Here is a 12,728-nt window from a genome sequence, read left to right as displayed (position 1 = left end):
CATAGTGACCGACGTCTTCGGGCTGTCCCACAAGGACTCGAGCCCAGTGAACGGACAGGCGCGACACGAGCAGGTCGTCTTCTGCTCGGACGACCGCAGCGGGCTGCACGCCATCATCGCCATCTACAGCACCGCGCTGGGCCCCGGGCTCGGGGGCACGCGGTTCTACCCCTACGAGAACGAGCAGGCGGCCCTCGCCGACGTGCTCAACCTCTCGCGGGCCATGGCGTACAAGAACGCCCTCGCGGGGCTCGACCTCGGCGGGGCCAAGGCCGTGATCATCGGCGATCCGGCCAGAGACAAGAGCGAGCCGCTGCTGCGCGCCTACGGGCGCTTCATCCAGTCCCTCGGCGGGCGCTACTACACCGCTTGCGATGTCGGCACCTACAGCGAGGACATGGACATCGTCGCCAGGGAGTCCAGCTTCGTCACCGGGCGCACCGTCGCCCACGGCGGCGCCGGCGACTCCTCGATCCTCACGGCGTACGGCGTCTTCCAGGGCATGCGTGCCGCCGCCCAGCACGTCTACGGCGCCTCCACCCTGCGGGGCAGGCGCGTGGGCGTCGAGGGGGTCGGCAAGGTCGGCCACCGGCTGGTCGAGCACCTGCTGGGGGACGGCGCCGAGGTCGTGGTCTGCGACGTGAGCGAGCACGCCGTCGAGAAGGTCCGCGCGGTCCACCCGCAGGTCGAGGTGGTGGCCGACGCCGCCGCGATGAAGCTCGCCGACATCGACGTGTACTCTCCGTGCGCGCTCGGCGGGGCCCTGGACGACGACACGGTCGCCGGCCTGCGCGCCAAGATCGTGTGCGGCGGGGCGAACAACCAGCTCGCGCATCCCGGCGTGGAGAAGCAGCTCGCCGAGCGGGGAATCCTTTACGCTCCGGACTACGTCGTGAACTCCGGCGGCGTGATCCAGGTGGCCGACGAGATCGAGGGGTTCAACATGGACCGCGCCAGGGTAAAGGCGACGCAGATCTTCGACACGACATTGAAGATCTTTTCGATCGCTGAGGAGGAAGGGGTACCCCCGGCGGCCGCTGCCGATAGGCTGGCGGAGCGCAGAATGTCGGAAGTCGGCCGGCTTAGGGGTATTTGGCTGGGCCGCTGACTACGTACGTCCATACGGCGTACCGAGCGGCGCGCAAAACAGGTACGGTTGTAGTCGAACGAGAGCTGGCGCCGGAAGTCAGGCGGTGTCAGCGCGTGGAGCGTTAGCGACGAGGGGTCGGGCACGACCCCGCATGAGGGGGTCGAGCCGATGGGGCGCGGCCGAGCCAAGGCCAAGCAGGTGAAGGTTGCACGTCAGCTGAAGTACAACAGCGGCGGCACCGATCTTGACCGTCTTCGCGAGGAGCTCGGAGTCAATCACGACTCCAACCGACACGATGATGACGTCGTAGACGATGAGCTGGCCGATCGGTACGCCGATTACGCCGGTGACGTCGATGACGATGACGAGGATGACAGGTCCCGTCGCCGTTAGGCGATTTTCGGGCTGACGCATGGCCGGGCACTCGGCGGGCAGTGGTTCGCCGTGTGCCTCCTTCGCGCACCGAAAAGAGCTCCTTGCCAGTAAACCGGCAAGGAGCTCTTCGTCGTGTTCCAGCCCTTCCACCCCACCCAAGCCCCTTCCACCACCCCCAGCGCTGCTCCTACTGTGACGCCGGCCACGTCCGGCGCCAGGTCGGCGAGCAGCGGTACGGCGCAGCCGCTGTGTGACCTGCTCCTGCTGTGATGCCGGCCACACGTCCGGCGCCGGGTCGCGAGGAGTGGTACGGCGAAGCCGGCGTCGTTGTGCGGCGCTCAACCCGGCGTGCGTTCGGGACCGTCGGACCGCATCCGTCGGCTCCCGTGGCCTGGGATCAGGTCACGGGAGGGAGCGACGGTCCGGAGGCGACGGGGGCGTCTGAGCACTGGCGCGGACCCCGTACAGGGTGGGTGGGGATCAGGCGGTGTAGCGGGTTTGGCCGGTGCCCTCGACGATCTCGCCGAGTACCCAGGCGTGCTGTCCGCCGTCACGCAGAGTGCTCAGCGCGGTGTCGGCCGCGGCGGCGGGCACGATGGCGCACATGCCGACGCCGAGGTTGAAGGTGCGGTCCATCTCGTCCTGAGGCACCTTGCCGTATCCCGCGATCACCTCGAAGATCGGCTGCGGCGTCCACGACGAGCGGTCGAGCAGGGCGTCGACGCCGGCGGGCAGCGAACGGGCCAGGTTGGCCGCCAGCCCGCCCCCGGTGATGTGGGAGAAGGCGTGGACCTCCACGGCCTTGGTGAGCGCGAGGCAGTTCAGCGAGTAGATGCGGGTGGGTTCCAGCAGTTCTTCGCCGAGCGTGCGGTCGAGCTCCGGGAGCGAGGACGAGAGGTCGAGGCCCGCCGTGCGAACGACGTGCCGTACCAGGGAGTACCCGTTGGAGTGGACGCCCGAGGACGCCAGGCCCAGCACCACGTCGCCGGGCCGCACCCGGTCGGGGCCGAGCAGCTTGTCGGCGTCCACGACGCCGGTGCCGGCGCCGGCCAGGTCGTACTCGTCCGGGCCCATCGCACCGGGATGCTCGGCGGTCTCGCCGCCCACGAGGGCGCACCCCGCCAGGCGGCACCCCTCGGCGACCCCGCCGACGATGTCGGCGATGCGCTCGGGCACCACCTTGCCGCAGGCGATGTAGTCGGTCATGAACAGCGGCTCGGCCCCGCACACGACGAGGTCGTCCACGACCATGCCGACCAGGTCGATGCCGATCGTGTCGTGCTTGCCGAGCGCCTGGGCGATCATCACCTTGGTGCCGACGCCGTCGGTCGACGTCGCGAGCAGGGGACGCGTGTAGCAATGCAGCGCCGAGGCGTCGAACAGCCCGGCGAAGCCGCTGGCGTCGTCCACGACCTCGGGCCGGCGCGACCTGGCGACCCGGGACTTCATCAGCTCGACGGCGCGGTCGCCCGCCTCGATGTCGACGCCCGCCGCGGCGTAGCTGGTCACCGGACCTCCTTGACGGTCCCGCCGGCCATGGGCGAGTGCGCGCGCCGCGCGCTCACGCCTTGGCCTCAAGGACGAACTTGCCGACGTTGTCGCGGTCGATCGGAATCGGGTATTGGCCGTCGAAGCAGGCGCGGCACAGCCGTTCGGTCGGCAGCGTCGTCGCCTCGGTCAGCCCGTCGAGCGAGATGTAACCCAGCGAGTCGGCGCCGAGCGACTCGCAGATCTCTTCGACGGACTTGTACCCGGCGATCAGCTCGGCCTTGGTGGCGAAGTCGATGCCGTAGAAGCACGGCCAGGTGACCGGAGGCGAGGAGATGCGCACGTGGACCTCGGTGGCGCCGGCCTCGCGCAGCATCTTGACGATCGCACGCTGGGTGTTGCCGCGCACGATCGAGTCGTCCACCACGACCAGCCGCTTGCCCTGGATGACCTCGCGCAACGGGTTCAACTTGAGCCGGATGCCGAGCTGGCGGATGGTCTGGGACGGCTGGATGAAGGTGCGGCCGACGTAGGAGTTCTTGACCAGGCCCTGGCCGTAGGGGATGCCGCTCTGCTCGGCGTAGCCGATGGCGGCGGGCGTGCCGGACTCGGGGGTCGGGATGACCAGGTCGGCCTCGACCGGGTGCTCCTTGGCGAGCCGGCGGCCCACCTCGACCCGGGTCGCCTGCACGCCGCGCCCGGCGATGGTGGTGTCGGGACGGGCCAGATAGACGTACTCGAACAGGCAGCCCTTGGGCTCGGCCAGGGCGAACCGCCGCGACCGGACGCCGTGCTCGCCGATGGTGAGCAGCTCGCCCGGCTCGATCTCGCGGACGAGGGTCGCGCCCACGATGTCGAGCGCGGCGGTCTCGGAGGCCACCACCCAGCCGCGTTCGAGGCGGCCCAGCACCATCGGGCGGATGCCCTGCGGGTCGCGGGCGGCGTACAGGGTCTTCTCGTCCATGAACACCAGCGAGTAGGCGCCCTTGACCTGCGGGAGCAGCTCAGCGGCGGCGTCCTCGATGGACTTGGTGCGATCCTGCGCGAGCAGGAAGGTCAGCACCTCGGTGTCGGTGGTGGCCCTGATCGCCCCGGTCGGCAGCCGCAGCGCCAGCTCAGGGGTGTTGATGAGGTTGCCGTTGTGGGCGAGCGCGAGGCCGCCGCCGTCGGTGGAGCTGAGGGTCGGCTGGGCGTTCTCCCACACGCTGGAACCGGTCGTGGAGTAGCGGCAGTGCCCGATCGCGAGGTGGCCCCGCAACGTGCCCAGGACCGACTCGTCGAAGACCTGGGCCACCAGGCCCATGTCCTTGTAGACGAGGATCCTGCTGCCTTCGCTCACCGCGATGCCCGCGGACTCCTGCCCGCGGTGTTGCAACGCGTACAAGCCGTAGTAGGTGAGTTTGGAGACGTCCTCCCCAGGCGCCCATACGCCGAAGACACCACAGGCGTCTTGCGGCGCGCGGTCACGGGGGTCAAGGTCATGGCCGAGCCGGCCGTCGCCCTTTAGCACGTGCTTCATTCTAAGTTGGCCTCTTCGACCGCCGGTAATCCGGGTCCGGACAACCGGCGCCACACCCGTGACGCCAGGACGGCGGCGCCTTGGCACGGCCACCGGACGACGGTCCTCGTCACGCCCCTGAGAAGTCCCCCGAGAAGTTCTCTGAAGCCCTCCTCACCCCCTTCGGGGCCGTCGCGACGGCCTTGCAGGGCGCCGGCGACGCCTCTGGATGCCCTGCGGAGCAGGCCGTGGCCGCCATGGGGGAAAGATCCCCGGCATTTTGCCGTGTCGGCTCGGCGGCCGGCCCGTCCCCGGGGGAGAGTGGTGCTATCCGGCATGTCAATACAGGGCGAAAGAGCACACCTACCCGGTCGAAAGAGCACACCGTGACGACACCTGGCGACCCGAACGATTCCCAGCCGTGGGGCGACCCGCGGGGCGGCGCGCCACCCGGTGGCGAACGACCTCCGTACGGCGAGCACCCCCACGGCGGTCAGCCTTACGGTGAACAGCCCCATGGCGGTCAGCCTTATGGTGAGCGGCCGTACGGCGGTCAGCCGCCGGGTGGACAGCCCTACGGTGAGCAGCCCTACGGCGGGGAGCCCCCAGGTGGGCCTGCGGGCGGCCAGCCTCCGGGCGGGCCGCCGTACGGCGGCCCGCCCTATCGAGGGCCATATGGAGGGCCTCCGGCAGGCCGCCGCGGCGGGCTCGGCACGGCGGCGCTGGTGCTCGGCATCGTCAGCCTCTTCCTGCTGCTGATCTGCGGCCTCGGCGTGCTCACGGCGATCGTCGGCCTGATCATCGGCATCATCGCGGTGGCGAAGAACAGCAACCGGGGCCGCGCCATCGCCGGCATCGTGCTGAGCGCGATCACGCTCGTCCTGGCGGTGATCGGCTTCCTGTGGTTCCTCACCAACTTCAGCGAGTGCTTCAACCTGCCGACGCAGGCCGAGGTGCAGCAGTGCGTGGAACGGAAGCTGGGCGTGAACGTCGAGCCCCCGTCCCAGTGAGCGCAGGCCAGTGAGCGCAGGCCAGTGAGCACGAGCCGGAGCGCCGGAGTCGGAGGCGCTGGGCCGGCGTGGGCGGGGCCTCAGCGCAGGGGCAGGTGTTCGGACAGGTCGGCGCGCGCGCCGCTCGCGCTGATCTTGCCCGCGTCCATCGCCTCCTGCCAGCCGACCCGGCCGGTGGCCAGTTCGAGCCAGGTGAGCGGGTCGGTCTCGACGACGTTGGGCGGGGTGCCGCGGGTGTGCCGGGGACCCGCCACACACTGCACGGCCGCGTACGGCGGCACGCGCACTTCGACCGTCCGCCCCGGCGCCCTGTCCGCCAAAATCTCCAGCAGGTGCCGGACGGCGAGGCGCGCGAGGTCGCGTTCTGGGCGCAGGCCCTTGTCGTAGACCCGCAGCACGACCTCGACGGCGGCGTCGGGCGCGCCCTGCGCGGGCCCGTCGTAGGGATGCTCCCCGAGTTCGGCGAGCTGCGCGTCGAGCGCGGCCCGTACCTTCTCCACGTCTACCTTGCGAGCGGCCACGCCCTCCATCATGCCCCGTACGCCCCGCCACTGCCGCGACCACGGAACCGAGCACGGTTCCCCGGCCACCGGCCCGTCCCGGTCGAGCGGGACGGGCCGGTGGCGCGATCACATCGGGGCTGTCGCGGGGAGCGGTGCCGGGTTCGCGCCGGCCTCAGAGCGCCACATCGGCCGACGCCGCGCCGGGCTCGTCGAGGCGGAAGGTCGCCGTCCTGCCGGCCGCGGTCACCTCGTACTCGCCGAGGAAGCCGTTGAAGCCGACCCGCCCCTGTTCGTCGGTGACCATCTTCGTCGGCGCGAGCCACCACTCACCCTTGACCAACGAGCGCAGCGCGTCGTAGGAGGGCTTGGGCGTCCCGTCGAGCCGGACGAAGCCGCCGGGCGCGCCCAGCCAGCCGCCGTCGGACATCCCCCAGTACGTCATCGCCTTGACCGACGGGTGGGACAGCAGGGTCTTGTAGTGGCGCACGACCTCGTCGGCCTGGCGGGCCTCGCCTTCGGGCGTGGAGGGCCACTCGGGGATCTGGTAGTCGTTCAGGTCCTCGATGTCCGCAGGCATGATGTGGCCGGACACCAGCGTCGTCTCGGTGAAGTGGATCGGCAGGCCGTAGCGCGCGAAGCGGTCGATGGTGGCGAGCGTCCTCTCCTCGCCCCAGTAGCCCTGGTGCATGTGGCTCTGCAGGCCGAGAGCGTCGATCTTGATGCCCGCCTCCAGCACGCCCTCGATCAGGCACTCGTACGCGGCCGACATGTCGAAGTCGTTGAGCAGCAGGGTGGCGTTCGGGTTGGCCTCCCGCGCCGCGTCGAAGACCATCCTGACCATCGGGATGCGCCCGATCTCGCGGCAGACGCGGGTGATGCCGTTGTCGTACTTGTCGAAGATCGGCATGATGACGACCTCGTTGATGACGTCCCACATGTCGATCAGCCCGGCGAACCCGCTCACCTCCCGCTGGATGCGCGCCACCTGCTCGCGGGCGATCTCGGCGTTCGACAGGTCCATCAGCCAGTCGGCGGTCACGGTGTGCCAGGCCAGCGGGTGTCCCTTGACCGGGACGCCGCGGTCGGCGAACCACCGCGCCGTCTTGCGCAGCCGCTCGGTGTCCGGCCGGCCGCGGTCGGTCTCGAATCGTCCCCAGTAGAAGGGGAGGGTGGCGAAGTTGAACAGGTCGAACCACAGCTCGGCCAGCTTCTCGGCCTGTTCGCCCGGGGCCTCGCCCAGCGAGCCGGTCCCACCGCCCGGGCCGGCCTGGTCCTCAGCTGACAGTTCGCCGTTGGCCAGGGGGATGAAGTCGAACCCGATGCAGCCGAACAGGAACTTGTGGTCGCGCTGCGCGACGACCACTTCCCGGCCTGCCAACGGGGCGCCGTCCACGGTCACGGTGAGGGTGGCGTCGGCGGTGCGATGCTTCTTGATCAGGGGATCGGCGGCGTGGGCCGGTGCGGCGTGCGACGGCATGGGGACTTCCTCCAGGGGGTGGGAGGGATGCGATCAGGCGGGCCCTGGAGCTCGCGGCCGTCGGCCGTGAGCGCCGTCCTGGCCCGCCCGGTCCCACTCTAGAAGCACGCCAGGAGCACGCCAGAGGCACGCCCTCCCGCGGCCATGGCCGCCATGGTCAGGCCGATCCGGCCGGACCGAATCGGCCGATCCGGCGGTCCGGCCGAGGAACGCCCCGTTCAGAGCGTCTCGTCGTCCTCGGTCGGGGTGGGGGTGGGCGTGGGCGTCGGGGTGGCGGTGGGCAGGGCGCTGCCCTTCTTCCACTGGTTCCACGTCAGCTGCCAGAAGCTCCAGCCGTTGCGCCAGTCGAGCTTGCGCTTGGTGCCGGTGACCTGGACGACGTCGCCGCGCTGGGCGATGCCGTAGAACCACTTGGCGCCGGCCGGGGTGGCCCGGACGCAGCCGTGGCTCTGGTTGGACCTGCCGAGGAACTGGTAGGCGCCGGCGCTCTGGTGGACGTACTCGCCGCTGTCGGAGATGCGCACCGCCCAGGGGATCTCCAGCTTGTAGTACAGCGGGTCCTTGGGGTCGGTGACGCCCAGCCAGCTCGACGTCATGGTCTCCACCCGCTTCTTGCCCATGGCCAGGTGGATGCCGCTGGTGGTGAGGTAGACGTCGACGCCGTTCCTGACCAGGCCGCCGCTCCCGGCGCTGATCGGGATCCTCTTGACCAGCTTGCCGTCGCGGCGCACCTTCATGACGTGCTTCTTGGTGTCGACCACCGCGATGTTGGCGGTGCCGATGGCGAAGCGGCGGCTGACGTCCTTGGCGGCCTCGTTCCCGGGGATCTGCGAGAGGCGGGCGGTGAAGAGCACCTTCTGGTGCGGCTTCCAGTAGGTCCGGGTGCGGTACACGACCTTGCGGTCGGAGACCCACCGCCAGGCGCCCTCGACCGGCTTCTCGGCCTGCACCTGCAGCACCGACTCCACGGCCGCCTTGTTCTTCACCGCCTTGCCGAAGGTGACGATGATCGGGGATCCGACGCCGATCCTCTCCACCTTCTCGCCCATCGGCGTGATGTCGGCGATGTTCAGCGGCACCCGCAGCGGCCGCAGGGCGGTGCCGGCGGCTCTGGCCTGGGTTCGGGAGCCTGTGGTCGCGGCCGTGGACGGGGTGGCCGTCGCCTGCGGCCGCGCGTCGGTGCCGGTCGTGCCCCCGCCCGGCGTGGGCTGCGCGGCTCGTACGTCCGTCGAGCAGGCCGCCGCGGTGACCAGGGCGGCGATGGCCAGCAACGCGGGGGCCGTCCGCTTCAGGGGGTTCAAGCTCTACTCCTCATATACGCGCTTCGCTCCGGTGTTATCCGGTGCGTTCCTTATGTACGACACCCGGAACACGCAATATGTGCGCCGTCATCCGATAACGATCAAGTAACGGCGACCTGTGGCGAGTTTGAACAGCCGAAGCCGTAGCCGTCCGGCTCCGCCTCGGACGTGGATCGCTGTCGGGGGTTCGCGCCGTCAGGCCACCGGTTCGGGGACGGGCTCGGGGATGACCTCCTCGGTCACCCGGCGGGCCCGCAGCGACGCGAGGCTGACCGGCACCCCGACCGCCACGATCGCCGCCGCGACGATCAGCGCGATCCGGTACCCGTCCAGGAACGCCGTGATCGGGGTGGCCCCCGCGGCGGCGCTCGCGCTCGACCGCGCGCTCAGGACGGCGCCGAGCACCGTGACCCCCAGCAGGCCGAACACCTCACGCGAGACGTTGAGCACGCTGGAGGCCAGGCCGGCGCGCGCGTCCGGAAGCGCGCCGAGGACGGCGTTGGTGAGCGGGACGAGCATCGCCGCTCCGAGGCCGTACAGCATCAGCCACGGGAGAAGTTGCGTGTAGGTGCCGTGCGCCCCGATGGTCGACATCGCGGCGATCGCCGCGGCCATCAGGCCGAGCCCGGCGGCGACGGTCACGGCCGTCCCGAAGCGGGCGGCGATGCGCGGCGCGACGGTCGCGAGCGCCACCATGAGCAGGGCCATGGGGACGAACGCCGCGCCGGCCTCCGTCGGGGAGAAGCCGAGCGCGTTCTGCAGCCACAGCGCGGTGAAGAAGTAGATGCCGAAGACGCCGAACGCCCACAGCCCGATGGAGAGCACGCCGCCGCTGAAGATGCGGTCGCGGAACAGCGACAGGTCCAGCATCGGCTCCCGGGCGCCCGACTCCAGCAGCACGAAGGTCACGGCCGCCGCCGCCGCGAGCGCGAAGGCGCCGAGGATGGGGGCCGAGGTCCAGCCCTCGCCGTCCCCCTCGATCAGCGCGTACGTCAGCGCGAAGAGCGCGACCGACGACGCCGCCAGTCCGGGCAGGTCCAGCCGGCGGCGGGCCGGCCTGTCCGTCCGCCCGATGGCCCAGGCCGCGAGGGCCATGGTCACGGCGCCGATCGGCACGTTGATCAGGAAGATCCAGCCCCAGCGCCAGTTCTCGCTGATGAGCCCGCCGGTCAGCGGGCCGAGGGCGAGGGCCAGGGCGCCGATCGAGCTCCACACGCCCACGGCGATCCCGCGCTCGCGGGCGTCGGGGAACGTCCCGGAGATCAGCGCCAGCGCCGACGGGGCCAGCAGCGCCGCTCCGACCCCCTGGACGCCCCGGCTGAGGATGAGGGTCGTGCCGTCACCGGACAGGCCCGCCGCGGCCGAGGCAAGCGTGAACAGCGCGAGGCCGCTCATGAACACCCGCCGCCGCCCGAACACGTCCGCGAGCCGGCCGCCCACCATGAGCAGTCCGGCGAAGACGAGGATGAACGCGCTGACGATCCACTCAAGACCCGAGATCGTCAGGCCCAGCTCCCGCTGGATGGTCGGGAGCGCCACGTTCACCACGTTGTTGTCGAGATAAGTCATGAAAGTGGCCAGCGAGACGGCCACGAGTGCCCACCAACGGCGTTGCACGGCTTCTCCTCTACGGTGTACTTATACGTCGTACATGTACGTCGTACAGGAGACCTTGTACGTCGTATAGTTGTCAAGTGGCCCACGACAAGCTGACCCGCGAGACCGTCGTCGAGCAGGCTTTGGCCCTCGCCGACGAGGAGGGCGTGGAGGCCGTGACGATCCGCCGGCTCGCGGGCCGGCTCGGAGTCACCCCGATGGCCCTCTACTGGCACTTCAAGAACAAGGACGAGCTGATGGCGGCCCTCGCCGAGCACGTCCTGCGCGACGTGACCGCCGACGTCTCACCGGACGATCCCTGGCACAGGCGGCTGCGCGTGCTGGTGGAGGCCGTGGTGCGGGCGATGCGCGACAACGCGTGCGTGCCCGACCTGCTGGGCGCCGTCAAGGACAAACACGACCTGGAGAGCTTCAACCGGGCCACGGAGGCCACGCTCGACGTGCTCGCGGAGGCCGGGTTCACGCCGCGCGAGGCCTTCGCCGTCTCCTCCTACCTGCTCAACGGCGTGATCGCCCTGGTGCAGGGCTGTCCCCGGTGGTCGGGTGAACTGGCGGAGGCCGAGCAGCGCCGCCTGCGCAGGCTCAAGCTGGAGTCGATGCCGGGCGACCGCTATCCACGCATGATCGGGTACGGCGCGACGCTGGCCGAGCCGCTCGATGTCGAGCGTTATTTCGCGTTCGGGGTGGACCTGCTTCTGGGCGGCGTAGAGGCGCTGGCCCGGCGCACCGAACGCGCGTAGCCCGGGCTCGGGTGCGCGAGTTCGGCGTGAGGGCCCGGGTGCGCCTGACTCGGTGCGGTGGCTCGGGTGCGCCGGCTCAGCGCGCGGGCTCGGCGGGGGTGGCGCGGGTCGCGCGGCGGGGACGGGCGCAGGCGGCGGTGACGACCGCGGCGAGCGCGACGGCCGCGAGCACGAGATAGGTCCGCTGGAACCCGGACATGAGCTGCTCGACCGCCGCCGGGGACAGGCGCGAGAGCGTGCCGGCGTAGACCAGGCCGCGCAACTCGGGCGACAGCGCGCTGCTCAGGACGGTCAGCGTCGTGCCCACGCTGAGCACGATGCCGACGTTCATGATCATGAGCCGGAAGCCGTTCACCACGCCGAGGCTCCCCGGCGGCAGCGCGCTCATGACCTGGGTCGTGTTGCCGGTGAGGAAGGTCCCGTTGCCGCACCCGGCGAGGAACAGGCCGACGGCGGTGATCCAGTACGGGGTCGCGGCGCCGGTCGAGAGCATCAGGCTCAGCAGCCCCGCGAAGTTGAACGCGCAGCCGCCGACCGACAGCAGGTAGGGGGAGACGCGCCGGCCGAGGGCGCCGGCGATGGGCGAGGCGACCGCCATCCCGACGGGCACGGGCAGCACGGCGAGCGCCGCGGTGAAGGCGTCGAAGCCGCGCGCGGCCTGGAAGTACAGCGCGACCAGCAGCACCAGCGCCGACCGCGACAGGGCGGTGCAGAACGAGGCGAGGTTGGCGAAGGTCAGCATGCGCTCGCCGAACAGCCGCAGGTCGAGCACCGGGTGGGACGCGCGCCGTTCGACGACGATGAGCAGCGGCACCAGCGCCAGGAAGATCAGTGCGCCCACGAGCACGACGGGGCTGGACAGGCCGCGCGAGCCCGCCTCCGACAGGGCGATCAGCGCGGCCGACAGGGCGGCGAAGACGATGAGGTTGCCGGCCGCGTCGACCGGCGTGCGCGCGGCGGCGGGCACCCGGCGCAGCGTCGTCCATCCCCAGACCAGCGCGATCACCCCGGGCGGGACGTTGGCCCAGAACACCCACTGCCAGCCGGCGGTGTCGGCGATGAGCCCGCCGAGCGTCGGCCCGGCGAGCTGGGCGACCGACAGGGTGCCGATGTACACGCCCATGCCCTGGCTGAGGCGGTCGGGCGGAAAGGCGCCGGTGATGATGACGGTGCCGTTCGCGAGGATCATCGCCGCGCCGAGCGCCTGGAGCGCCCGCATGGCGATCAGGAAGCCCACGCCCGGGGAGAGCCCGGCCAGCAGCGAGCACGTGGTGAACAGCGCGAAGCCGACCAGGTAGACCTCGCGCCGCCCGAGCAGGTCGGCCACCCGGCCGAAGAAGACCAGTGTCGCGGTGTTGACCAGCAGGTACGACAGCAGGATCCAGGAGGCGGCGAACGCCTCGGCCTCGAAGTGGCGCACGACCGCCGGCAGGGCGACGTTCAGGGTGCTCGCGTTGACGCCGATGAGGGCGAGCCCGAGGCTGGTGACCGAGCAGACCCGCCAGGCGTAGCGGAGCCTCTCGGCGTATTCGGGGGTTCCGGGGAGAGGGGTCGTTGCCTTGTCGAGGGGGTGGGCGACCATCCTCATAGTCTGACGTACGCCGTACGTCCGTATTTATCCCCCTATGT

Annotated in this window: 11 protein-coding genes; 4 read left to right on the top strand and 7 right to left on the bottom strand. The window is 70.8% G+C overall.

The window, feature by feature from the left end; translation table 11 throughout:
- Positions 1-4: 4 nt before the first annotated feature.
- Together ACZ6QO_RS33225 and ACZ6QO_RS33220 are read left to right on the top strand one after the other, a co-directional pair.
- Positions 5-1,108: a Leu/Phe/Val dehydrogenase gene (locus tag ACZ6QO_RS33225; protein WP_465856656.1), complete on the top strand. Its 1,104-nt coding sequence runs from the start codon at positions 5-7 to the stop codon at positions 1,106-1,108.
- Between the two features lie 150 nt (positions 1,109-1,258).
- Complete coding sequence (locus ACZ6QO_RS33220) at positions 1,259-1,483, top strand: DUF3073 domain-containing protein (protein WP_354853039.1); 225 nt, start codon at positions 1,259-1,261, stop codon at positions 1,481-1,483.
- A gap of 462 nt (positions 1,484-1,945) precedes the next feature.
- Here ACZ6QO_RS33220 and purM read toward each other — a convergent pair whose 3' ends face one another.
- Positions 1,946-2,974 (bottom strand): phosphoribosylformylglycinamidine cyclo-ligase, encoded by a 1,029-nt coding sequence (purM, locus tag ACZ6QO_RS33215; protein ID WP_465856652.1) that lies wholly within the window; start codon positions 2,972-2,974, stop codon positions 1,946-1,948.
- Positions 2,975-3,026: 52 nt separating this feature from the next.
- On the bottom strand, positions 3,027-4,463 hold the full coding sequence (purF, locus tag ACZ6QO_RS33210; protein ID WP_465856650.1) for an amidophosphoribosyltransferase: 1,437 nt from the start codon (positions 4,461-4,463) through the stop codon (positions 3,027-3,029).
- 713 nt (positions 4,464-5,176) lie between these two features.
- On the opposite strand from purF, the gene ACZ6QO_RS33205 reads away from it, so the two are divergent.
- Positions 5,177-5,461 carry a DUF4190 domain-containing protein gene (locus ACZ6QO_RS33205; RefSeq protein WP_465856648.1) on the top strand — a complete coding sequence of 95 codons (285 nt, stop codon included), beginning with the start codon at positions 5,177-5,179 and terminating at the stop codon, positions 5,459-5,461.
- An 80-nt stretch (positions 5,462-5,541) separates the two neighbouring features.
- Here ACZ6QO_RS33205 and ACZ6QO_RS33200 read toward each other — a convergent pair whose 3' ends face one another.
- The 4 genes from ACZ6QO_RS33200 to ACZ6QO_RS33185 form a co-directional block, all read right to left on the bottom strand.
- Positions 5,542-5,982 carry a sterol carrier family protein gene (locus tag ACZ6QO_RS33200; RefSeq protein WP_465856646.1) on the bottom strand — a complete coding sequence of 147 codons (441 nt, stop codon included), beginning with the start codon at positions 5,980-5,982 and terminating at the stop codon, positions 5,542-5,544.
- Positions 5,983-6,136: 154 nt separating this feature from the next.
- Complete coding sequence (locus tag ACZ6QO_RS33195; protein ID WP_465856644.1) at positions 6,137-7,441, bottom strand: endo-1,4-beta-xylanase; 1,305 nt, start codon at positions 7,439-7,441, stop codon at positions 6,137-6,139.
- Positions 7,442-7,659: 218 nt separating this feature from the next.
- Complete coding sequence (locus ACZ6QO_RS33190) at positions 7,660-8,742, bottom strand: L,D-transpeptidase (RefSeq protein WP_465856642.1); 1,083 nt, start codon at positions 8,740-8,742, stop codon at positions 7,660-7,662.
- A 195-nt stretch (positions 8,743-8,937) separates the two neighbouring features.
- Positions 8,938-10,359 carry an MFS transporter gene (locus ACZ6QO_RS33185; protein WP_465856640.1) on the bottom strand — a complete coding sequence of 474 codons (1,422 nt, stop codon included), beginning with the start codon at positions 10,357-10,359 and terminating at the stop codon, positions 8,938-8,940.
- 77 nt (positions 10,360-10,436) lie between these two features.
- On the opposite strand from ACZ6QO_RS33185, the gene ACZ6QO_RS33180 reads away from it, so the two are divergent.
- A complete protein-coding gene (locus tag ACZ6QO_RS33180; protein WP_465856638.1) occupies positions 10,437-11,099 on the top strand; it encodes a TetR family transcriptional regulator in 663 nt (220 codons plus the stop codon).
- A 76-nt stretch (positions 11,100-11,175) separates the two neighbouring features.
- Here the strand turns inward: ACZ6QO_RS33180 and ACZ6QO_RS33175 are convergent, their stop codons facing one another.
- Positions 11,176-12,681 (bottom strand): MFS transporter, encoded by a 1,506-nt coding sequence (locus tag ACZ6QO_RS33175; protein WP_465856636.1) that lies wholly within the window; start codon positions 12,679-12,681, stop codon positions 11,176-11,178.
- Between the last annotated feature and the right edge of the window lie 47 nt (positions 12,682-12,728).

The sequence above is a fragment of the Sphaerisporangium sp. NPDC049457 genome, assembly GCF_055586705.1.
The sequence above is the reverse complement of the archived record's forward strand: the minus strand, read 5'-3'. Positions and strand labels throughout refer to the sequence as shown.